At 65.8% G+C, this 23,350-nt stretch carries 16 protein-coding genes; 14 read left to right on the top strand and 2 right to left on the bottom strand.

The window, feature by feature from the left end; all coding sequences use genetic code 11:
* Positions 1–5: 5 nt before the first annotated feature.
* The 3 genes from NX778_RS06970 to NX778_RS06960 are packed head-to-tail and all read left to right on the top strand — an operon-like array spanning position 6 to position 5,952.
* Positions 6–1,310, top strand: coding sequence for a TolC family protein (locus NX778_RS06970; protein ID WP_258810946.1), 1,305 nt, complete (start codon positions 6–8; stop codon positions 1,308–1,310).
* Positions 1,307–2,812, top strand: a complete 1,506-nt coding sequence (locus NX778_RS06965; RefSeq protein ID WP_258810945.1) for an efflux RND transporter periplasmic adaptor subunit — start codon at positions 1,307–1,309, stop codon at positions 2,810–2,812. Before NX778_RS06970 ends, NX778_RS06965 begins: the two co-directional genes overlap by 4 nt.
* Complete coding sequence (locus tag NX778_RS06960) at positions 2,809–5,952, top strand: efflux RND transporter permease subunit (protein WP_258810944.1); 3,144 nt, start codon at positions 2,809–2,811, stop codon at positions 5,950–5,952. Before NX778_RS06965 ends, NX778_RS06960 begins: the two co-directional genes overlap by 4 nt.
* On the opposite strand, the gene NX778_RS06955 is transcribed toward NX778_RS06960, so the two are convergent.
* Positions 5,933–7,117: an MFS transporter gene (locus tag NX778_RS06955; RefSeq protein WP_258810943.1), complete on the bottom strand. Its 1,185-nt coding sequence runs from the start codon at positions 7,115–7,117 to the stop codon at positions 5,933–5,935. The genes NX778_RS06960 and NX778_RS06955 overlap by 20 nt on opposite strands.
* 133 nt (positions 7,118–7,250) lie before the next feature.
* Between NX778_RS06955 and NX778_RS06950 the strand changes: the two genes are divergently transcribed.
* The 11 genes from NX778_RS06950 to yjfF all read left to right on the top strand — a co-directional run bounded on the left by NX778_RS06950 (position 7,251) and on the right by yjfF (position 21,432).
* Positions 7,251–8,189 carry a LysR family transcriptional regulator gene (locus NX778_RS06950; protein WP_258810942.1) on the top strand — a complete coding sequence of 313 codons (939 nt, stop codon included), beginning with the start codon at positions 7,251–7,253 and terminating at the stop codon, positions 8,187–8,189.
* Between the two features lie 123 nt (positions 8,190–8,312).
* The gene (locus tag NX778_RS06945) at positions 8,313–10,055 is read left to right on the top strand and encodes an IlvD/Edd family dehydratase (RefSeq protein ID WP_258810941.1); all 1,743 of its coding nucleotides are present in this window, start codon (positions 8,313–8,315) and stop codon (positions 10,053–10,055) included.
* Between the two features lie 12 nt (positions 10,056–10,067).
* Entirely contained in the window at positions 10,068–11,060 is a 993-nt protein-coding gene (araD1, locus tag NX778_RS06940; protein WP_258810940.1) for an AraD1 family protein, read from the top strand.
* Positions 11,057–11,815 (top strand): SDR family NAD(P)-dependent oxidoreductase, encoded by a 759-nt coding sequence (locus tag NX778_RS06935; RefSeq protein WP_258810939.1) that lies wholly within the window; start codon positions 11,057–11,059, stop codon positions 11,813–11,815. Before araD1 ends, NX778_RS06935 begins: the two co-directional genes overlap by 4 nt.
* Positions 11,816–11,919: 104 nt before the next feature.
* Positions 11,920–13,461, top strand: a complete 1,542-nt coding sequence (locus NX778_RS06930) for an alpha-N-arabinofuranosidase (protein WP_258810938.1) — start codon at positions 11,920–11,922, stop codon at positions 13,459–13,461.
* Between the two features lie 3 nt (positions 13,462–13,464).
* Positions 13,465–14,481 carry an arabinan endo-1,5-alpha-L-arabinosidase gene (locus NX778_RS06925; protein ID WP_258810937.1) on the top strand — a complete coding sequence of 339 codons (1,017 nt, stop codon included), beginning with the start codon at positions 13,465–13,467 and terminating at the stop codon, positions 14,479–14,481.
* Entirely contained in the window at positions 14,478–16,817 is a 2,340-nt protein-coding gene (locus NX778_RS06920) for a glycoside hydrolase family 127 protein (RefSeq protein ID WP_258810936.1), read from the top strand. The genes NX778_RS06925 and NX778_RS06920 overlap by 4 nt, the downstream gene beginning before the upstream one ends.
* A 101-nt stretch (positions 16,818–16,918) precedes the next feature.
* The gene (locus tag NX778_RS06915; protein ID WP_258810935.1) at positions 16,919–17,881 is read left to right on the top strand and encodes an ABC transporter substrate-binding protein; all 963 of its coding nucleotides are present in this window, start codon (positions 16,919–16,921) and stop codon (positions 17,879–17,881) included.
* Positions 17,882–17,888: 7 nt separating this feature from the next.
* A complete protein-coding gene (locus NX778_RS06910) occupies positions 17,889–19,403 on the top strand; it encodes a sugar ABC transporter ATP-binding protein (protein ID WP_258810934.1) in 1,515 nt (504 codons plus the stop codon).
* A complete protein-coding gene (locus NX778_RS06905; RefSeq protein ID WP_258810933.1) occupies positions 19,400–20,443 on the top strand; it encodes an ABC transporter permease in 1,044 nt (347 codons plus the stop codon). The genes NX778_RS06910 and NX778_RS06905 overlap by 4 nt, the downstream gene beginning before the upstream one ends.
* Positions 20,440–21,432 (top strand): galactofuranose ABC transporter, permease protein YjfF, encoded by a 993-nt coding sequence (gene yjfF, locus NX778_RS06900; RefSeq protein ID WP_258810932.1) that lies wholly within the window; start codon positions 20,440–20,442, stop codon positions 21,430–21,432. The genes NX778_RS06905 and yjfF overlap by 4 nt, the downstream gene beginning before the upstream one ends.
* A gap of 66 nt (positions 21,433–21,498) precedes the next feature.
* Here the strand turns inward: yjfF and NX778_RS06895 are convergent, their stop codons facing one another.
* The gene (locus tag NX778_RS06895) at positions 21,499–23,277 is read right to left on the bottom strand and encodes an NPCBM/NEW2 domain-containing protein (RefSeq protein WP_258810931.1); all 1,779 of its coding nucleotides are present in this window, start codon (positions 23,275–23,277) and stop codon (positions 21,499–21,501) included.
* Positions 23,278–23,350 lie beyond the last annotated feature (73 nt).

Below are 23,350 nucleotides of genomic sequence, written 5' to 3'. Positions count from 1 at the left end.
ATACCATGCTCTTCCATTTTGACCTCGCGGTGCTGCGGCGCCGCGTGACGCCGGCGCTGCTGTCGCTGGCTTTGGCCGCCAGCGGTCCCGCCGCCGCGACGAGCCTGTCCCTGCCCGAGGCCCAAAAGCGGGCGCTCGACCGTTCGCTTCAGCTGCGCGCGCAGGATGCCGCAGTTACAGCCTCGCGCGAGTTGGCCGTGGCGGCCCGGCAGCTGCCCGATCCGATGCTCAAGGCCGGCATCGACAACCTCCCGCTCAGTGGCGCCGAGCGCTACTCGCTGGGCCGGGACTCGATGACCATGCGCCGCATCGGCATCGAGCAGGAGCTGACCCGGGGCGCCACGCGCGACCTGCGCGCGGAACGCTACGAACGCCAGGCCGACAAGACCCGCGCCGAGCAGGCTGCGGCTGCGGCGGCGATCGAGCGCGATACCGCGCTGGCCTGGCTCGACCTATACTACGCCGGGCAGATGGCGCAGCTGGTGGCCGAACAGGCAGGGCAGGCCGATGCGCAGGCCGAGGCCGCGCAGGCAGGCTTCCGCGGCGGCCGCGCCAGCCAGGCCGACCTGCTCGCGGCGCGCAGCGCGGCCGTGCTTGTGCGCGACCGCGCCGCCACGATCGAGCGCCAACGCCTGAACGCCGCCACCATGCTGGCGCGCTGGGTCGGCGACCTGCCAGACCCGTCGCCAGCCGGCGTTCCGGACATCACGCGCCTGCGGCACAATCCCGAGACGCTGCCTTCGCAGCTGGACCATCACCCCGAAGTCGCGGTCATGACCCGGGCCGAAGAGCTGGCGCGCACCGAGGCGCGTTTGGCGGACGCGGAAAGCCGCCCCGATTGGCGGGTCGAACTGGCTTACCAGCAGCGCGGTCCCGACTACCCGAACATGGTGTCGTTCGGCGTGGCGGTGCCGCTGCAATGGGACCGCAAGCATCGCCAGGACCGCCAGGTCGCGGCGCAGCTCGCGCTGGCTGACCAGGCGCGCGACGAACGCGACGAAGCGCTGCGGGCCCACTCCGCCGAGACCCGCGCCGAAATCGGCGAATGGCGCACCGGCCTCGAACGGCTGGCCCGCTACCGCGAAGAGCTGCTGCCGCTGGCCCGCGAGCGCGCCGAGGCGCAACTTGCCGCCTTCCGTGGAGGCAAGGCTGCGCTCACCGACGTGATCGCCGCGCGCGCCACTGAACTCGACACCCGGCTGCAGGCCCTGCAGCTCGAAGCCGAAACGGCACGCCTGTGGGCGCGCCTGAACTTCCTACTTCCGACGACACAGATGAATACCATCACCGCCAAACAGGAGGCGCAATGAAGCGCCGCGTCCTCACAGCCTTTGCCGTCATCGTGCTGCTGGCCGCGGCAGCCGTCTACAGCGCCTACCGGCTCGGCCAACGCTCGGCCGTCCCCGTCCTCGCGCCTTCAAGCGAACGCAAGATCCTGTACTGGCAGGATCCGATGGCCCCCGGCAAACGCTTCGACAAGCCGGGCAAGTCGCCGTACATGGACATGGAGCTGGTGCCGGTGTACGCGGACGGGCAGGCCGACGAGGGCACGGTCAAGGTGAGCCCGGGTGTCGCGCAAAACCTGGGAATCCGCTACGCCGACGTGCGCGAGGGCAGCCTTGGCGCTGCGCTGCGCCTGGTCGGCAATGTGGCCTTCGACGAGCGCGAACGCGTGGTGGTGCAGGCGCGCAGCAATGGCTACGTCGAGCGCCTGTACACGCGCGCCCCGCAGGACCCTGTGCGCAAAGGCCAGCCGCTGCTGGACCTGTACGTGCCCGACTGGGTCGCGGCGCAGGAGGACTACCTGTCCATCAAGCGCATGGGCGCAGCGCAGGCCGCGGGCCTGCTCGACGCCGCGCTGCAGCGCATGCGGCTCGCCGGCATGACTGACGAGCAGGTGCGCCAGGTCGCCGCGCGCGGCCAGGTGCAGCGGCACGTCACCGTGACGGCGCCGGTGTCGGGAGTGATCAGCGAGCTGCCGGCGCGCGAAGGCATGACCGTGGCCGCCGGGGCGCCACTGATGACGATCAGTGGCCTGCGCAGTGTCTGGATCAATGCCGAAGTGCCGGAGAGCGCCGCCGCCCAGGTGCGGCCCGGCACGCCGGTGCGCGCATCCACGGTGGCTTGGCCGGGCGAGACCTTCACCGGCAAGGTCGAGGCGTTGCTGCCGCAGGTGGATCCGGCCACGCGCACGCTGACTGCGCGCATCGCCGTGGACAACCCGAACGGCAAGCTCACCCCCGGAATGTTCGCGAACATCGAGATCGCGCCCCAGCATCGGCAAGCGTTGCTGGTACCGTCGGAAGCGGTGATCCGGACAGGCACGCGCAGTGTCGTCATCCTGGCCGAAGACGGCGGGAAGTTCCGGCCGGTCGACGTCCAGACCGGTGCCGAATCGGGCGGCGAGACCGAGATCGTGTCTGGTGTGGGCGCGGGGCAGCGCGTGGTCGCGTCGGGCCAGTTCCTGATCGACTCCGAGGCGAGCCTGCGGGGAAGCCTGCGCCGGCTTGAGGGAGCGGCGCAGGCCGAGACGAAACAGGAACCCGTCCAGGCGACCTGGCAGACCCGCGGCCGCATTGAAAAGATCGGCAGCGCCGAGGTCACGATTTCGCATGAGGCCATACCGGAGCTGCACTGGGGACCGATGACGATGGGCTTCGCGCCGCCGCCCGGCGGCATGGACGGCCTGAAGGTTGGCGACAGCGTCGTGTTTGAGATCAAGGCGTTGCCGGGAGGGCGCTACCAGATCGTGGCGATCCGGCCGCAAGGCGCCGCAGCACACGAACACGGCGGCCACGGGAGCCATGAATGATCGCCCGAATCATCCGCTGGTCAATCGTCAACCGCATCCTGGTGCTGGCAGCGGCAGTGGCGCTCGCGGCGTGGGGGATCTGGTCGCTGGCGCGCACGCCGGTCGACGCGCTGCCCGATTTGTCCGACGTGCAGGTCATCATCCGCACGACGTGGCCGGGGCAGGCGCCGCAGATCGTCGAGAACCAGGTCACCTATCCGCTGACTACTACAATGCTGTCGGTACCCGGCGCGAAGACGGTGCGCGGCTACTCCTTCTTCGGCGACTCCTTCGTCTACGTCCTGTTCGAGGACGGCACCGACCCGTACTGGGCGCGTTCGCGCGTGCTGGAATACCTGAACCAGGTGCAGGCGCGGCTGCCGGCGCAGGCGCGTCCCGCGCTCGGCCCGGACGCCACCGGTGTCGGCTGGGTGTTCGAATACGCGCTGGTCGACCGCACTGGCAGGCACGACCTGTCGCAGCTGCGCGCGTTGCAGGACTGGTTTCTCAAGTACGAGCTGAAGACGGTGCCCAACGTGTCCGAAGTGGCCAGTATCGGCGGCATGGTCAGGCAGTACCAGGTGGTGCTGGATCCTGACAGGATGCGGGCCTACAACGTCACGCATGCGATGGTGCTCGACGCACTCGGCAAGGCCAACCAGGAAAGCGGCGGTTCGGTGCTGGAATCGGGCGAAGCGGAGTACATGGTACGTAGCTCCGGCTACCTGCGCTCGCTGGACGACTTCCGCGCGATTCCGGTCAACGCCAGCGCGGCTGGCGTGCCGGTGCGGCTGGGCGACGTGGCGCGGATCCAGGTCGGGCCGGAGATGCGGCGCGGGATCGCGGAGCTGGACGGGCAGGGCGAAGTGGCAGGCGGCGTCGTGATCCTTCGCTCCGGGAAGAACGCGCGCACCACCATCGCCGCCGTCAAGCAGAAACTGGCATCGCTCAGGGCCAGCCTGCCGGCCGGCGTGGAAGTGGTGCCGACGTATGACCGATCCAGGCTGATCGATCGCGCCGTCAGCAACCTCAATCGCAAGCTGGTCGAGGAATTCATCGTCGTCGCGCTGGTGTGCGCGCTCTTCCTGTTCCACCTGCGATCGGCGCTGGTGGCGATCGTGTCGCTCCCGCTGGGCGTGCTGGCTGCGTTTACCATCATGTACTACCAGGGCGTGAACGCGAACATCATGTCCCTGGGCGGTATCGCGATCGCGATCGGCGCCATGGTCGACGGTGCCGTGGTGATGATCGAGAACGCGCACAAGCACATCGAGGCGTGGAACCACGCGCATCCCGGCGCGAACCTGGAGGGCGAGGCGCGCTGGCGGGTGATTGGCGATGCCGCGACCGAGGTCGGTCCCGCGTTGTTCTTCTCGCTGCTGATCATCGTGCTGTCCTTCGTGCCGGTGTTTACGCTGGAGGCGCAGGAAGGGCGGCTGTTCGCGCCGCTCGCCTTCACCAAGACCTATGCAATGGCCGCCGCCGCGGGGCTGTCGATATCGTTGGTTCCGGTCCTGATGGGCTACCTCGTGCGCGGACGGATCCCCGCCGAACAGGCCAATCCGCTCAGTCGCGCGCTGATCGCGTTGTACCGGCCGCTCATCGCGCAAGTGCTGCGGCGCCCGAAGACGGTACTTGCCGCTGCCGCCATCATCGGCGCTACCGCGCTGTGGCCCGCCATGCACCTCGGCGGCGAATTCATGCCGACACTGGACGAGGGTGACCTGCTGTACATGCCTTCCGCGCTGCCCGGCCTGAGTGCAGGCAAAGCTGCTGAATTGCTGCAGGAGACCGACCGGTTGATCAAGACCGTGCCGGAAGTAGCTACCGTGTTCGGCAAGGCCGGCCGGGCGGAATCGGCCACCGATCCGGCGCCGCTGGAGATGTTCGAGACCACCATCCAGTTCAAGCCGCGCGAACAGTGGCGGCAGGGGATGACCATGGCCCGGCTCACGGAAGAGCTGGACCGCGTGGTCAAGGTGCCGGGCCTGTCGAACGTGTGGGTACCGCCGATCCGCAACCGGATCGACATGCTCGCCACCGGCATCAAGAGCCCGGTCGGCATCAAGGTCTCGGGACCCAGCCTGGCCGAGATCGACCGGCTGACCGGCGAAATCGAAGCGGAGGTCAGGAAGGTGCCGGGCGTGTCGTCGGCCCTGGCCGAGCGCCTCAACGGCGGACGCTATGTCGACATCGACATCGACCGCGAACGCGCCGCGCGCTATGGCCTGAACATCGCCGACGTGCAGGGCATCGTATCGGCCGCGGTGGGCGGCGACAATGTCGGCGAGACTGTCGAGGGCCTGCAGCGCTTCCCCATCAATGTGCGCTATCCGCGCGAAGTGCGCGACTCGGTCGACAAGCTGCGCCAGCTGCCGGTGCTGACCGGCCGTGGCGCGCAGATCCGCCTGGGCGACATTGCCGATATCCGCGTCGCCGACGGGCCGCCCATGCTCAAGAGCGAGAACGGGCGGCTGTCCGGCTGGGTGTACGTGGACATTCGCGGCCGTGACCTGCAGTCGGCGGTGAAGGCGATGCAGGAGGCGGTGGCGCGCGGGGTGAAGCTCACGCCCGGCTATTCGGTCGCCTGGTCCGGGCAGTTCGAATACCTGCAGCGCGCCGTCGCCCGGCTCAAGGTCGTGGTGCCGGCGACGCTGGCGATCATCTTCTTCCTGTTGTACCTGACCTTCCACCGCTTCGACGAAGCGCTGCTGATCATGGCGACGCTGCCGTTTGCGCTCTCGGGCGGCGCGTGGTTGCTTTGGCTGCTCGGGTATAACCTGTCCGTCGCGAGCGGCGTCGGGTTCATCGCGCTGGCCGGCTTGTCGGCCGAATTCGGCGTCATCATGCTGCTGTACCTGAAACAAGCGTGGGAAGCCCGCTGCGCCGCGGGCCAGTGCAGCGAGGAGGACTTGCGGGCGGCGATCACCGATGGCGCCGTGCTGCGGGTGCGCCCGAAGGCGATGACGGTTGCCGTGATCGTGCTCGGCCTGGTGCCGATCATGGTCGGCAGCGGCACCGGTTCGGAAGTCATGCAGCGCATCGCCGCGCCGATGGTGGGCGGGATGGTGACGGCGCCGTTGCTGTCGATGTTCGTGGTACCGGCGGCCTATTTTCTTCTGCGCCGCCGGCGCGGGCCTGCTAGCGCGGGCCGCGGATGATGATCAATAGCGCGGCCAGTACACCGAATGTGGCGCCGGCGTGGAAGGTGGCGGATGCGCCGAAGCGTTCCCACAGCAGGCCCGCCACCACGCTCGCGAACAGCATGGCGATACCGGAGACCACGTTGAAGAATCCGAACGCCGTGCCGCGCAAGTTGGCCGGCGCGGTGTCCGCCACCATCACGGACAGCAGGCCCTGGGTCATCCCCATGTGCAGGCCCCATAGGCCAACGCCGAGCAGCACCAGTGGCCAGCCATTGCCGTGTGCGAGCATCAGGTCGGCGAGGACGAGGAAGCCGAGCCCGATCACCAGCAGGCGCCGGTGGCTCATCGAGTCGGCCAGCTTGCCGAAGGGGTAGGCCGACAGCATGTAGACGACGTTCATCGCGACCATCACCAGCGGCACCAGCGCCGGCTTCATCCCTCCCTGCATGGCGCGCAGTACGAGGAAGGCTTCGCTGAAGCGCGCCAGCGTGAACACGGCGCCGATGGCCACCACCCACCAGAACGAAGACGACAGCTGCTGAAGGCTGGCCCGATGGATGGGATTGATCCCTTTGGAGCCCGTAGCGTGTGGCGGCTCCTTCACGCCTGCAGCCAGCAGCAGCACCGCCAGCGCGCCCGGGATCACCGCCACCCAGAAGATGCGGCGGTAGTCGTTCGCCCACAAGAACATTAATCCGGCCGCGAGCAAGGGGCCGGCGAAGGCGCCGGCGGTGTCCAGCGCCTGGCGCAAGCCGAAGGCCGCGCCGCGCGATTCCGGAGCAGCGATATCGGCAACCAGCGCATCCCTCGGCGCACCGCGGATGCCTTTGCCGATGCGGTCGACGAAGCGTGCCGCGAGGATGGTGTTGGCCGATCCGGCGATGGCGAAAAACGGCTTGCTGGCCGCGCCGAGCGCGTAACCGGCGACGGCCAGCCATTTGCGGTTGCCAAGGTAGTCACTGAGCCCGCCCGAAAAAATCTTGACGATCGGGGCCGCCGCTTCCGCGATGCCTTCGATCAGCCCCACCGTGGCGACGCTGGCGCCCAGCCCCGCGACCAGATACATCGGCAGCAGGCTGTGCACCATTTCGGACGAGATATCCATCAGCATGCTCACGAAGCCGAGCACCCAAATCGGGCGCGGGATCAATCGCAGGGTGGAAAAGGACCGCTCCGGCATGCGTTCTCACTTTCTGGTTGGTGTGGCAGTGTCCAGCTTACGGCATGTTGCGCGCCAATAATGATATCGATTTCGATATCGTTAGCTATGAACTGCTGGTCCGATGAATATGTTGCTCTGTTAATATTCGTAAATGAATCCGAATCCAAACTGGTTCCTGAAGGCGCGCCTGAAGACGCGGCAGCTGCTGCTGTTGATCGCGCTCGACGATTTCCGCAACATCCATCGTGCGGCGGAAGAGCTGCACATGACGCAGCCGGCCGCGTCCAAGCAGATCAAGGACCTTGAAGACATGCTGGAGGTGCGGCTGTTCGACCGCCTGCCGCGCGGGATGGAGCCGACCATCTACGGCGAGACCATGATCCGCCACGCGCGCATGGCGCTGACCAGCCTGGCGCTGGCGCACGACGACCTGGTCACGCTGAAGTCCGGTCTGAGCGGGCAGGTCGAGGTCGGCGTGATCATGTCGCCGGCGATGGCCTTGCTGCCGCGCGCGGTGGCCCGTGTGAAGGAGCAGGCGCCGCTGCTGCGCGTGGGCATTCAACTGGAGCCGAGCAATGTCTTGCTCGATAAGCTGCAACGGGGCATGCTCGACTTCATGATCGGTCGCGTGCAGGAAACGGGGAGCGCCACGGCGCTGGTCTACGAAGAGCTGACCGAGGAGCCGGCTTGCGCCGTGGTGCGTCCGGGCCATCCGCTGCTCGCGCGCACCCAGCTTGAACTGAAAGACATTGCCTCGCTGCCGTGGATCTTGCCGCCGCAAGGGAGCATCCTGCGCCACCGCTTCGAAATGATGTTCCGCCGCGAGGGGCTGCAGCCGCCGGCCAATGTGGTCGACACGACGGCGCTGCTGGTGATCACGACGCTGCTGCAGCAGACGGATTCGCTGCACGTGATGCCGGTGGACGTGGCGCAGTACTACGCCTCGCTGAACGTGCTGCGGATCTTGCCGATCGATTTGCCGTGCAAGATGGATGCGTTTGGGATCATCCGGCAGGAGGACCGCTTGCTGTCGCCGGGGGCGAATTTGCTGCTTGACGCAGTGCGGGCGGTCGCCTCCGAAATCTACTGAAACCGCGGCTCTTCGAGCAGAGAGGTGCTAATACCGTTTTTGATATCAAATCCGTCAAAAAATTGATTGGAAACATATCTCTCGCCAAATTAGTATGCCTCATCGCTCAATGAGGAGAACCGCGTGTCGGAGATCAAGAACAAGCCCAAACTGCGCTCTGCGGAATGGTTTGGCACCCAGGACAAGAACGGCTTCATGTACCGAAGCTGGATGAAGAACCAGGGCATCCCCGACCACGAATTCCAGGGCAAGCCGATCATCGGCATCTGCAACACCTGGTCCGAGCTCACCCCCTGCAACGCCCACTTCCGCAAGCTGGCCGAACACGTCAAGCGCGGCATCCTCGAAGCCGGCGGCTTCCCGGTCGAATTCCCCGTGTTCTCCAACGGCGAATCCAACCTGCGCCCGACCGCGATGCTGACCCGGAACCTGGCCAGCATGGACGTCGAAGAATCCATCCGCGGCAATCCGATGGACGCCGTGGTCCTGCTGGTCGGCTGCGACAAGACCACGCCCGCGCTGCTGATGGGCGCGGCCAGCGTCGACCTGCCGACCATCGTCGTCACCGGCGGCCCCATGTTGAACGGTAAGCTGAACGGCAAGGACATCGGCTCCGGCACCGCCGTTTGGCAGCTGCACGAGCAGGCCAAAGCTGGCCAGATCACGATGCACGATTTCCTGTCGGCCGAAGCGGGCCATTCGCGTTCCGCCGGCACCTGCAACACCATGGGCACCGCGTCGACCATGGCCTGCATGGCCGAATCGCTCGGCACCTCGCTGCCGCACAACGCCGCGATTCCCGCAGTGGACGCGCGCCGCTACGTGCTGGCCCATATGTCCGGGATCCGCATCGTCGAGATGGTGCACGAGGACCTGCGCCTGTCGAAGATCCTCAAGCGCGAGAACTTCGAAAACGCGATCCGCGTGAACGCAGCAATCGGAGGTTCGACCAACGCGGTCATCCACCTGAAAGCCATCGCCGGCCGCGTCGGCGTGCCGCTCGAACTGGAAGACTGGACCACCATCGGCAAGGGCACCCCGACCATCGTCGACCTGCTGCCGTCCGGCCGCTTCCTGATGGAGGAGTTCTATTACGCGGGCGGCCTGCCGGCCGTGATCCGCCGCCTCGGCGAAGGCAAGCTGCTGCCGCATCCGGACGCGCAAACCGTGAACGGCAAGTCGCTATGGGAGAACTGCGCCGATGCGCCGATCTACAACGACGAAGTGGTGCGCAAGCTGGACAACCCGCTGATCGCCGACGGCGGCATTTGCATCCTGCGCGGGAACCTCTCGCCGCGCGGCGCCGTGCTCAAGCCGTCCGCCGCGTCGCCGCACCTGATGAAACACCGCGGCAAGGCCGTCGTGTTCGAGGACTTCGACCACTACAAGCAGCGTATCAACGACCCCGAGCTGGACGTCGACGCCGACTCGATCCTGGTGATGAAGAACTGCGGCCCGATGGGCTATCCGGGCATGGCCGAAGTGGGCAATATGGGCCTGCCGCCGAAGCTGCTGGCGCAGGGCATCACCGACATGGTGCGCATCTCGGACGCGCGCATGAGCGGCACCGCCTATGGCACCGTGGTTCTGCACGTGGCGCCGGAAGCGATGGCCGGCGGCCCGCTGGGCATCGTGCAGGACGGCGATATCATCTCGCTCGACTGCCGCGAAGGCGCCCTGAACCTTGAGCTGTCGGACGAGGAGATCGCGCAGCGCCTGGCGGAACGCGCCCGCACGCAGAAGCCACTCGACAAGACCGGCTACCGTGGCCTTTACCTGGACCACGTGCTGCAGGCGGACGAAGGCTGCGACTTCGACTTCCTTGTGGGCTGCCGCGGCTCCGCCGTTCCCAAGCATTCGCACTGACCGGAGGCCACCATGCTGCTCGTTCAATTCACCACCACTTCCGGACAGCGCCGCGTCGGCGCGCTCGACGGCGACACGCTGCGCATCATCGAAGGCTACAGTTCGACGCTGCAGCTGGCGCGCGCCGCCATCGCCAAACGCGTCAAGCTGGCCGAGCTGGCCGGCGCAAGCATCGGCGACGCCACCGCGGCCTTTGGTGCGGCCGCCAGCGAAGGCCGCATCCTGCCACCGCTCGATCACCCGGACCCCGCGCACTGCTACGTCACCGGCACCGGTCTCACGCACCTGGGCAGCGCCGACACGCGCGACGCCATGCACAAGAAGATCGGCGGCGACGTCGCCGCGCTGTCGGACAGCATGAAGATGTTCCGCATGGGCGTGGAGGGCGGCAAGCCGCAAGCCGGCGAAGCGGGCGTGCAGCCGGAATGGTTCTACAAGGGCGACGGATCGATCGTGCGCGCCAGCGGCCAGGCGCTCGACATGCCCGACTTCGCGCTGGACGGTGGCGAGGAACCGGAGATCGCCGGGTTGTACCTGATCGGCGACGACGGCCAGCCTTACCGCCTCGGCTTCGCGATCGGGAACGAGTTCTCGGACCACATCACCGAGCGCCAGAACTACCTCTACCTCGCGCACTCCAAGCTGCGCAGCTGTGGCGTCGGCCCGGCACTACTGGCGGGCGAACTGCCGGAGCACGTGGCGGGAATGTCGCGCATCCGCGATGCCAACGGAGAAGTGCGCTGGGAGAAGGCTTTCGTCAGCGGCGAGCAGAATATGTCGCACACCATCGCGAACCTTGAGTACCACCACTTCAAGTACGGCCTGTTCAAGCGGCCCGGCGATGTCCACATCCACTTCTTCGGCACCGCGACGCTGAGCTTTGCCGATGGCGTGCAGGTCAAGGCTGGCGAAACTTTCGAGGTGCAGGCCGAGGCATTCGGGCCGGCGCTGAGCAACCGCCTGGCAATCACCGAAACCCGCTATGTGAAAGTGAACGCATTATGAGCGAACAACTGGCCAGTTACGCTAGCCTGAAGGGCAAGCGCGTCTTCGTCACGGGCGGCGGCAGCGGCATCGGCGAGGCGATCGTCGAAGCGTTCGTGCAGCAGGGCGCGGTGGTGGCCTTCGTGGACATCATGCGCGAGGCCAGCCTCGCGCTGGTGGAACGGCTGGAGCACAAGCCGGTGTTCCGCTACTGCGACATCACCGACATCGGCGCGCTGCAATCGACCATGGCCGAACTGGCGAAGGAGCTCGGCGACTTCGACATCCTCGTCAACAACGCGGCCAACGACCAGCGCCATAAGGTCGAGGATGTGACGCTCGACTATTGGAACGAGCGCATCGCGATCAACCAGCGTCCGATGTTTTTCACTTGCCAGGCCGTGCTCCCGGGGATGAAGAAGAAGGGCGGCGGTTCGATCATCAACTTCAGTTCGATGTCCTTCCACGCGATGAACGGCGGCTATCCGGTCTACGCCACCACCAAGGCGGCGGTGCTGGGCCTGACCCGCGGGCTCGCGCGCGACCTGGGCAAGTTCGGTATCCGTGTGAACACGGTGACGCCGGGCTGGGTGATGACGCAGCGGCAGCTGGACCTGTGGGTGGACGCCGAAGCCGAAAAAGAGATCGAGAAATCGCAGTGCCTGCCGGGCAAGCTGATGCCGCAGGATGTGGCGAACATGGTGCTGTTCCTCGCGGCGGATGACAGCCGGATGTGTACAGGGCAGGACTTTATCGTTGATGCGGGCTGGATCTAAGCCAAAGCTTCAGATTAACCGTCGTTCCCGCGAACGCGGGAACGACGGCAAAGCTAAAGCACGCGGCGCGGCAGCGCAAATATAAAAACAGTAGAGACAATCCAATGAAAGCACTCAAGCTTAGCCTTATTTCCCTCGCCATCGCCGCCGTGCCGGCCTTTGCGCAGGTGACGGTCACGGTGGACGCCGCCCACCCCGGCCCGGTCATCAACAAGAACGTTTACGGCCAGTTCGCCGAGCACCTCGGCAGCGGCATCTACGGCGGCCTGTGGGTCGGCCCGAATTCGAAGATCCCGAATACCAAAGGCTGGCGCAACGACGTGGTCGGCGCGCTCAAGGACCTGCACGTGCCGCTGGTGCGCTGGCCGGGCGGCTGTTTCGCCGATGAGTACCACTGGCGCGACGGCATCGGCCCGCGCGACAAGCGCCCGGTGAAGGTCAATACCAACTGGGGCGGCGTCGAGGAGAGCAACGCCGTCGGCACGCACGAGTTCTTTGACCTGGTCGAGATGCTGGGCGCCGACGCCTACGTGAACGGTAACCTCGGCACCGGCAGCTCGCGCGAGATGAGCGAGTGGATCGAATACATGACCTCGGACAGCAAGTCCACGCTGGCCGAACTGCGCCGCAAGAACGGCCATCCCAAGCCCTTCAAGGTCGCCTACTTCGCGGTCGGGAACGAGGCCTGGGGCTGCGGCGGCAATATGCGGCCGGAGTACTACACAGACATGTACAAGCAGTACGACAGCTTCCTGAAGGCGCCGCGCGAAGTGCGGCCGAAGATCATCGCGAGCGGCGGCAACGACAGCGACACCAGGTGGACCGAGGTCCTGTCGCGCGAGCTGAAGAACCGCACCGACGGCATCAGCTTCCACTACTACACCATCCCCACCGGCCAGTGGAAGGTCAAGGGCGCTGCGACCGGCTTCGACGAGGCTCAGTGGATGTCGACCTTGCAGAACACGCTGAAAATGGAGAACCATATCCAGGACAACGTGGCCGTCCTTGACAAGAATGACCCGCAGAAGAAGATCGGCTTCTACGTCGACGAGTGGGGCACCTGGTACGACGTGGAGAAGGGCACCAACGCCGGCTTCCTGTACCAGCAGAATACGCTGCGCGACGCGGTGGTGGCGGCCCTTAACTTCAACATCTTCCATGCGCATGCGGACCGGGTGCGGATGACGAACATCGCGCAGATGGTCAATGTGCTGCAGTCGATGATCATCACCGACAAGGACAAGATGCTGCTCACGCCGACCTACTACGCGTACAAGATGTACGTGCCGTTCCAGGACGCGGCCTCGCTGCCGGTGTCCGTCGCCAACGACACATCGTACAAGCTCGGCGCGTCCAGCATCCCGGGCATCAGCGCATCCGCCGCGCGTGCAAAGGACGGCAAGCTGTACGTGGCGCTGGTGAATACCAACCCGCATGAAGCGACCGACGTCGTGCTGTCCGTCGCCGGCGAAAGCGCGCAGTCGGTGCAGGGCCAGGTGCTGACCGCGGTCGCGATGGATGCGCACAACACGATGGAGCAGAAGCAGGCGATCAAGCCGGCTCCGTTCTCGGCGCAAGCCGCCAACGGCAAGCTGACCGTCAAGGTGCCGGCCAAGGCGGTGGTCGTGTTCTCCGTTGCCGGCTGAGTGATGAAGCCAGTGCTGCGCGCATTCGCCGGCGTGCTTGCGCTGGCCGTGACGGTGCACGCTGGCGCCACGCAGGTCGGCGTGCATGACCCCGTGATGGCGAAGGAGGGCGGCAAGTACTACCTCTTCAGCACGGGGCGCGGCATCAGCTTCTACAGCTCGGACGACATGGTCCACTGGAAGGCGGAGGGCCGCATCTTTGACACGCCTCCCGCATGGGCACGCAAGGCCGCGCCGGGTTTCAAGGACCACATCTGGGCGCCGGACATCCAGCGCCACAACGGCAAGTTTTACCTGTACTACGCGGTTTCAGATTTCGGCAAGAACACCTCGGCCATCGGTGTGACGGTGAATGCGGCGCTGGACCCGTGCTCGCCCAACTACCGCTGGGAAGACCAGGGCATGGTGCTGCAGTCGGTGCCCGGCCGCGACCTGTGGAATGCGATCGATCCAAACGTGGTGGAGGACGAGAAGGGCGCTGCCTGGCTGGCCTTCGGCTCGTTCTGGACCGGCATCAAACTGGCGAGACTGGACGAGAGCTGGACCCATCTCGCCGAGCCACAGGACTGGCACACCATCGCGCGCCGGGAACGGCCTTCGTTCACGGCAGACGAGAAGGGCGGCCCCGCCGAGATCGAGGCGCCGTTCATCTTCAGGAAGAATGGCTGGTACTTCCTGTTCGTCTCCTTCGGCAAATGCTGCCAGGGCGCGAACAGCACTTACCACGTGATGATCGGCCGTTCGCGCGATGCGACCGGCCCCTATCTCGACCGCGCCGGCCGCGACATGGCCAAGGGCGGCGGTTCGCTCGTCATCGAAGGCGACAGGGATTGGAAGGCGCTTGGGCATAACGGCGCGTATACCTTCGACGGCGAGGACTACCTGGTGCTGCACGCCTACGAGACCGCCGACCGCTACAAATCCAAGCTCAAGGTGCTTGAGATGAAATGGGACGCGGACGGCTGGCCGGCGGTAGACCACAATGACCTGGAGCGCTACCAGAGCGAGCTGCTTAAATGAAGACGAAGTTTTTCGCGCTGCTCATGGCGCTGGCCGCTGTCCACGCACAGGCGGCCGAACTGTTCCCGCTGAAGGACGTGCGCCTCGGCCCAAGTCCCTTCCTCGACGCGCAGGCCGCCGATCTCAATTACATCCTCGCGCTGGATCCGGACCGCTTGCTCGCACCCTTCCTGCGCGAAGCGGGCCTGCAGCCGAAGCAGCCCAGCTACGGAAACTGGGAATCGAGTGGCCTGGATGGTCACATGGGCGGCCACTACATGTCCGCGCTGTCGCTGATGTACGCGTCGACTGGCGACGCCGAGGTGCTGCGGCGGCTGAACTACTTTGTCTCTGAACTGAAGCGCGCGCAGCGGGCCAATGGCGACGGCTACGTCGGCGGCATTCCGGGCGGACGGCAGGCCTGGCGCGACATCGAGAACGGCAAGCTGCATGCCGACAGCTTCTCGGTCAATGGCAAATGGGTCCCGTGGTACAACCTGCACAAGACGTACGCCGGCCTGCGCGACGCCTGGCGCTATGCCGGCAACGAGGATGCGAAGGCGATGTTGGTTGCCCTGTCCGACTGGGCCCTGAACCTCACCTCGCACCTGAGCGACAGCCAGATGCAGGACATGCTCAGGAGCGAGCAGGGCGGCATGAACGAAGTGCTGGCCGACGTCGCGCAGATGACCGGCCAGCGCAAGTACATGGACCTGGCGCTGCGCTTTTCGCACCAGGCCCTGCTGCAGCCGCTCGAACAAGGACAGGATAGGCTGACCGGCCTGCACGCCAACACGCAGATTCCCAAGGTGATCGGCTTCAAGCGCATCGCGGACCTGACCGGCAGCGCGGACATGGAGCGCGCCGCGGAGTTCTTCTGGCAGACGGTGGTGGAGCACCGCACGGTTGCCATCGGCGGCAACAGCGTCAAGGAGCACTTCAACGACGCGAACGACTTCAGTTCGATGATGGAGGAAGTCGAGGGACCGGAGACCTGCAATACCTACAATATGCTCAAGCTGACCGAGATGCTGTTCCTGACGCAGCAGAAGGGCAGCTACGCGGACTACTACGAGCGCGCGCTGTACAACCACATCCTCTCGTCCGAGCGCCCGGGCGGCGGCTTCGTCTACTTCACGCCGATGCGTCCGAACCACTACCGGGTGTATTCGCAGGTGGACCAGGCGATGTGGTGCTGCGTCGGTTCCGGCATCGAGAGCCATGCCAAGTACGGCGAATTCATCTACGCGCACGAGGGCGATGCGCTGTTCGTCAACCTGTTCATCCCCTCCACGCTGGAGTGGCGGGAGAAGGGCGCGCGGATCACGCAGTCGACGCGCTTCCCGGATATGGACAGCACGCGCATCACGGTGGATTCGTCTTCGCATTTCACAATGAGGATCCGCTATCCGGCCTGGGTCGCGGCCGGGCGGATGCAGTTGCGCGTGAACGGCCTGCCGGTCAAGGTCAACGCCGCGCCCGGCGGCTACGCAAGCATCGAGCGCAATTGGCGAAGGGGCGACCATGTGGACGTGGTGCTGCCGATGACGACTCACCTGGAGCAGATGCCGGACCTGTCGAACTATTACGCGGTGCTGCACGGCCCGATCGTGCTGGCGGCGAAAACCAAGCCGTTCCCGGATGAGCACCTGGATTTTCTCGCCGACGGCTCGCGGATGGGGCACATCGCGAAGGGCCCGGTGTGCCCGCAGGAGGCGGCGCCGCTGTTCGTCAGCGATACCAAGGCCTTCATGGACAAGTTCAAGCCGGTGAAGGGCAAGCCGCTGACCTTCGTGGCGCCGGGACTGGTGCACGGCGGGGCCGGCGCGTCGACCGAATTCATTCCCTTCTTCCGCCTGCACGATTCGCGCTACATGCTCTACTGGCAGCAGACCACCTCATCCGGGCTGGTGCGCATCATGGCCGAGAACCGTGAGCGCGAGGCCGCCCGCCTGGCGCTGGACGCGCAGACGATCGACCAGGTTGCGCCGGGCGAGCAGCAGCCGGAATCGGACCATTTCTTCAAAGGTGACGAGTCGCGCGCAGGCCTGACCCAGGGGCGGCACTGGCGCGAGGCAAAAGGATGGTTCAGCTACGACCTCACCGATCGCAAGCGAGAGGCCAAAACGCTGAGGCTCGAGTTCGCGCGCGCGGACAAGGGCCGCGAGTTCGACATCCTCGTCAACGGACAGCTACTGCAATCGGTGAGGCTGGACGGCGAGGCGGCGGAGGAGGTGTACGCGCGCGAGTTCGCGCTGCCGGCTGGCCTCCGCGCGGATGGGAAGCTGGTCGTGAGCTTGCGCGCGCGGCCGGGATCGAGCACCGCCCGGCTATTTGGATTGCGCCTGCTGCGCTAGTTTGTGGATACCGAAAAAGTGATCAATTCTGTCAAAAATATGATTGGAAGAGTATCGGCCCATGCTCTAGTATTGGGTCATAACTATACTGGAGACAAGGCATGACCTTCACCCGTAGAACGCTGCTGCTTGCAGCCGCCGCCGCAAGCTTCGCCGCCGCCATTCCGGCATTCGCCGCCAAGCCACTCGTGATCGGATTCTCACAGGTCGGGGCCGAAAGCGAATGGCGCACCGCAAATACCGCGTCGATCAAGGCCGCCGCCAAGGCCGCCGGCGTCACGCTGAAATTCGCCGACGCCCAGCAACAGCAGCAGAACCAGATCAAGGCCATCCGCTCCTTCATCGCCCAGCGCGTCGACGTGATCGCGTTTTCGCCGGTCGTGGAAACCGGCTGGGAAAGCGTGCTGCGCGAAGCGAAGAACGCAAAGATCCCGGTGATCCTGACCGACCGCGCGGTCAACGTCGGCGACCAGTCGTTGTACGTCAGCTTCATCGGCTCGGACTTTGTCGAGGAAGGCCGCCGCGCCGGCCACTGGCTGCTGGATTACGCCAAGAAGAACCCTAACAAACAGCTCAACATCGTCGAGCTGCAGGGCACCACCGGCGCCGCCCCGGCCAACGACCGCAAGCGCGGCTTCGCCGAAGTCATCGCCGCCAATCCGAAGCTGAAGATCGTCCGCTCGCAGACCGGCGACTTCACCCGCGCCAAAGGCAAGGAAGTGATGGAAGCCTTCCTCAAGTCGGAGGGCAAGAACATCAATGTGCTGTACGCGCACAACGACGACATGGCGATCGGCGCGATCCAGGCGATCGAGGAAGCGGGACTCAAGCCGGGCAAGGACATCATCATCATTTCGGTCGACGGCGTGAAGGGCGCGTTCGAGGCCATGGCGCAGGGTAAGCTCAACGTCACGGTCGAATGCAATCCGCTGCTTGGGCCGTTGCTGATCAAGACCGCGCAGGATGTCGTGGCCGGCAAGCCGGTGCCGAAGCGCGTGACCGTGCAGGAGGGTGTGTACCCGGCCGACCTGGCGGCCAAGGAACTCCCGAATCGGAAGTACTGAGGCGAACATGCCCGATGCAGTCAAGGGAGCGCCGGTCCTTGAAATGGCCGGCATCCACAAGCAGTTCCCCGGGGTGAAGGCGCTGGCCGAAGCGGGCCTGCGCCTCTATCCGGGCGAAGTCCACACGCTGATGGGCCAGAATGGGGCGGGCAAGTCGACGCTCATCAAGGTGCTCACCGGCGTCTACCAGCCAGACCGCGGCAGCATCACGCTGGGCGGCAAGCAGATTGCGCCGCGCTCCACGCAGGAAGCGCAGGACCTCGGCATCAGCACCGTGTACCAGGAAGTGAACCTGTGCCCGAACCTGTCGGTGGCTGAGAACATCTTCACCGGCCGATATCCGCGCCGCTTTGGCATGATCGACTGGCGCACCATGCGCAAGCAGGCGTCCGCGCTGCTGGCGCGCCTGCAGGTCGACATCGACGTCGCGGCGCCGCTGTCCACTTATCCGCTCGCGATCCAGCAGATGGTGGCGATTGCGCGCGCGCTCAACATTGAATCGCGTGTGCTGGTCCTTGACGAACCTACCTCCAGCCTCGACGAGGCCGAGGTACAGCTGCTGTTCTCCGTGCTGCGTTCGCTGCGCGAGCAGGGTATGGCGATCCTGTTCGTCACCCACTTCCTCGAACAGACCTACGCGATCTCGGACCGCATCACGGTGATGCGCAACGGCGAGCGCGAAGGCGAATACGCGTGCAGCGAGCTGTCGCGCCTGGCGCTGGTGAACAAAATGGTTGGCGCGCCGGCCGTCGTTGAAGAAAGCGCCGATGTGACGAGCCACGCGGGCGAGGGCATCGTGCTTAGCGCGCGCGGCCTGGCGCGCAAAGGCGTGCTGCAGCCGGTCGATCTCACCATCAAGCACGGCGAAGTGGTGGGGCTGGCCGGCCTGCTGGGTTCCGGCCGTACCGAAACCGCGCGCCTGCTGTTCGGCGCGGACAAGGCCGACAGCGGCAGCATCGACATCGGCGGACGTGAGCGTACCTTCGATACGCCGCGCGACGCGATCGCCCAAGGCATCGGCTTCTGCTCGGAAGATCGCAAGCATGAAGGCGCGATCCTGTCGCTGTCGGTGCGCGAAAACCTGATCCTCGCGCTGCAGGCGCGCCAGGGCATGCTGCGGGCGATTTCGTTCAAGCGCCAGCAGCAGCTCGCCACGGACTACGTGAAATGGCTGGGCATCAAAACAGCCAGCATCGAGACGCCGATCGGCACGCTCTCCGGCGGCAACCAGCAGAAGGTGCTGCTGGCGCGCTGGCTGGCCACAGATCCGACGCTGATGATCCTCGACGAACCGACGCGCGGCATCGACGTGCGCGCCAAGCAGGAAGTCATGGATTACGTCACCTCGCTGTGCCGCAAGGGCATGGCCATCCTGTTCATCTCGTCCGAGCTGCCGGAAGTGCTGCGCGTATCCGACCGCATGGTCGTGATGCGCGACCGGAAGGCCTGCGGCGAATACCGCCGTGGCGAGCTGGATGAAGCTTCGGTCCTGCATGTCATCGCGGGGGAAACGGTCCAATGAACGCCCAGGTACAAGACACCGTGCTCAAGGCGCCGGCAGCAAAGGAGCGCTTCGCATTCCTGCAGCATCCGCTGTTCCGGCCGGCCGCCGCGCTGGCCTTCCTGCTGCTGCTCGACCTGGTGCTGGTGCCAGGCTTCTTCCGGCTGGAGGTCAAGGACGGGCACCTGTACGGCAGCGTGATCGACATCCTCAACCGCGCGGCGCCGCTGATGCTGGCGGCGCTCGGCATGACGCTGGTGATCGCCACACGCGGCATCGACATCTCGGTGGGCGCTGTGGTGGCGCTGTCCGGAACCGTGGCGGCAACCCTCATCGGTGGCAGCGATGCGGCCAGCAGTGCGCCACTGCCGCTGGCGCTTGCCGCGGCGCTCGGCATTGCTTTGCTGTGCGGCGCATGGAACGGCCTGCTGGTGGCGGGGCTCAAGCTGCAACCGATCGTCGCGACCCTGATCCTGATGGTCGCGGGACGCGGACTGGCGCAGCTGTTCACCGACGGTCAGATCGTCACCGTGTACTACAAGCCGTTCTTCTTCCTCGGCGGGGGCTACCTGCTTGGCTTGCCGGTTTCGCTCTGGCTGGTGGCGGCGGTGTTCGCAGTCACGGCCGTGCTGATGCGGAAAACGGCGCTTGGCCTGTTCATCCAGGCGGTGGGCATCAACCCGGTGGCGGCGCGCCTGGCCGGCCTGCGCACGGCCACGCTGGTGTTTTTCGTCTACGTGTTCTGCGCCGCCTGCGCGGGGCTGGCCGGCCTGATCGTCACCTCCAACATCAAGAGCGCGGACGCCAACAATGCCGGCCTGCTGCTGGAGCTTGATGCGATCCTCGCGGTGACGCTGGGCGGCACCTCCCTCGCAGGGGGCAAGTTCAGCCTCGTTGGCAGCATGATCGGCGCGCTGATCATCCAGACGCTCACGTACACGATCTATTCGCTGGGCGTTCCGCCCGAGGTCAACATGGTGGTCAAATCGATGGTGGTCTTCGCTGTCTGCATCGCGCAGTCGGCCGAATTCAAGCGCCTGTGGCGGCGGAGGGCGGCATGACGGCGGCTGTGATAAGTTCAATGCGGGCGGTGTCGAACGCGCCGTGGTTTACGTCCATCGTCACGCTGGTCCTGCTGGTCGCCATGCTGGGCATCGGCGGCGCGGCCTATCCGGGGCTGCTGTCGCTGCAAGTGCTGCTCAACCTCCTGATCGATAATGCCTACCTCTTGGTGATCGCGGTCGGAATGAGCTTCGTGATCCTGTCCGGCGGCATCGACCTGTCGGTGGGCTCCGTGCTCGCGCTGACCACCATGCTGTGCGCCTGGCTTCTGCACAAGACCCATTGGCCGCCCGCCGCCGTAATCGCGCTGGTGCTGGTGCTGGGCGCCGTGTTCGGCGCCTGCATGGGCGCGCTGATTCACTTCTTCAAGCTGCAGCCCTTCATCGTCACACTGGCCGGCATGTTCCTCGCGCGCGGGCTGTGCTACCTGATCAGCGTTGATTCGATCCCGATCGATAACCCGTTCTTTGTCGCGGTCTCGCAGGCGCAGTTGCCGTTCTTCGGCGGCTTCGTATCGACGTCGGCGGTGATCGCGCTTGTGACGCTGCTTGTGGCGGCGTGGGTGGCGCATTTCACGTCCTTCGGCAGGTCGGTGTATGCGGTCGGCGGCAACGAGCTATCGGCCGCGATGATGGGCCTGGCGGTCGGTCGCACCAAGATCGCCGTCTATGCATTCTCCAGCTTCTGCGCCGCGCTGGCGGGCGTGCTGTTCTCGTTCTACATGCTGTCGGGTTACGGGCAGCATGCGCAGGGCACGGAGCTGGATGCAATCGCCGCCGTGGTCATCGGCGGCACCCTGCTGACCGGCGGCTACGGCTACGTCGCTGGCGCGCTGTCCGGCGTGCTGGTGCTGGGGACGATCCAGACCCTGATCGTCTTCGACGGTACGCTCAGTTCGTGGTGGACCAAGATCGTGATCGGCGCGCTGGTGTTCGTTTTCTGCGCCGTGCAGCGCCTGATCGCGGGCGGGAAGCGCAAGGCAGGATGAAATCGAAGGTCGCCAGCGCCGCCTGCGGCGTGGCGCTTCATCGTCGTCGAGAGTTCGGGGCTGCACCTAGCGCGCCAGTTCCGCCTGCCCCCACGCGACAACACCGGCTGCGCCGGTCGTGCTGAGCGCGGCCAGTTCCAGCGTCTTCACGCCGGCGACCGGCACGTCGATGGAGGTGGTGACTGCGACCGTGCGCTCGAACAACAGCTTGCCGTCGCCGTAGACGCGCCACGTGGTCGTCGCCGGTTTCTCGCCTAGTGCCGGCGTGTCCATGGCGCCGGCAGTCGCGCGGAAACGGCGGAACGCGCCATCGAGGCGCACTGCGATGCGCGAGTTGGCCAATGCGCCGATCCCGTTTTCGATCCGCCGGCCGTCGAGGACCAGCACTTCACCGGAGGGCGCCGCATCGGCCTGCACCGGCACCCACGCCTTGCGCAGCGCGGCGGGCAGGGCATCGCTGCCGTCCGCCAGTACTTGCACGCGCGCCGGCATCTCGCCAAGGTAGGCGACCTCGCCGCGGCGCGGCTTGCCCTGCACGGTGAGCAGCGCCGTCTCGTGCGGCGCCAGGTCGACGCTGATGACACCTTTGTCGACGGTGCTTTCCTTGCCGGTCCAGACGTCGCGGACCGTGGCCGAGGCCAGGTTCAGCCGCGCCAGCGACACGCTCACGGTGCGTGGACTCTTGCCACGGTTGACCAGTGCGACCGCTTTGCGGCCCGGCTGGGCGAGCGTCTTGGCGATTACCTGCGTATCGCCATCGCGGGCGATGGTCACTCCCTGGTTGCGGGCCGGGTCCTGGTTGATGGCGATGACTTCGCGGTTGCCGACGATGTCGAATACGCTTTGCGGCGCCGTGCTCAGGTCTGCACCGAGGATCAACGGTGCGCTGATGATGGCCCACAGCGACATGTGCGCACGCGCCTCGACAGGATGGGAGGCGTCGAAGTCGCCGAGGCCGATCTCCAGCATGTCCGGATCGTTCCAGTGGCCAGGTCCCGCGTACAGCGGACGCGATGCCGCACTGTCGAAATTTTGCAGCATCGACGACCACGAGGCCCGGATGTCGGCGCTGGTGCGCCACAGGTTGCCGTAGTGGCCGCCCCAATCGTTGACGTAAGCCTCGCCCCAGGTGCAGATCGACAGCACGTAATCGCCAAGCGGCCGCGCTTCCACCAGTGCGCGCTTCAGCCTGGCGTACAGCGCCTCCACTTCTTTCGAGTCGCCGCGTTCGGGATGGTTGCGGATCATGATCGGTTCGAAGGCCCGGTAGCTGCCATCACCCACAAAGCGCTTGTCGCTGCCGTAGTCGGCGAGGCCGCAGGCGTCGATCTTCACGTAGTCGAAGTTCCAGTCGCCGAGCAGCAGACGCATGTCCTGTTGCTGGTAGCCGTAGGTGCCGATCTCGCGCTCCGTCTGCGAGCCGACCGGCAGGTTCGGCGACTTCGCCTCCCACGCCTGTGAACACGAATTGCGGCCGATGTCCGTGTAGATGCCTGCCATCAGTCCCATCGCGTGCAGGCGGTCGACCCATGGGCGCATGCTGGTTTTCCCATTGCCCAGGTCAGCGCTGGGAAACATGCTGGTCCTGACATCGATGCCGCCGTCGGCGCGGCGCCGCAGCCACCAGCCATCGTCCATGTTGACGTAGACGTAGCCCGCATCGGCCAGGCCGGACTGCTTCAGCTTTTCGGCGACGGCCAGGATCTTGGACTCGGAGACTTCTGTATGGAACGCGTTCCACGGGTTCCAGCCCATCGGCGGCGTGAGCGCGGTGGCGCCGGTTGGCTGGGCGCAGGCGCTGCTTGTAGCCATCAGCGTGACGAGCGTGATCTGGCGAATGTGCATTGGTATTCGAGCTTGGTTGGACGATACGCATATTAACCAATGCACGGGAAGCCGGCGTGCGTCCGGCTACACA

The sequence above is a fragment of the Massilia terrae genome, from assembly GCF_024753145.1.
Lineage (GTDB): Bacteria > Pseudomonadota > Gammaproteobacteria > Burkholderiales > Burkholderiaceae_D > Telluria > Telluria terrae.
The sequence above is the reverse complement of the archived record's forward strand: the minus strand, read 5'-3'. Positions and strand labels throughout refer to the sequence as shown.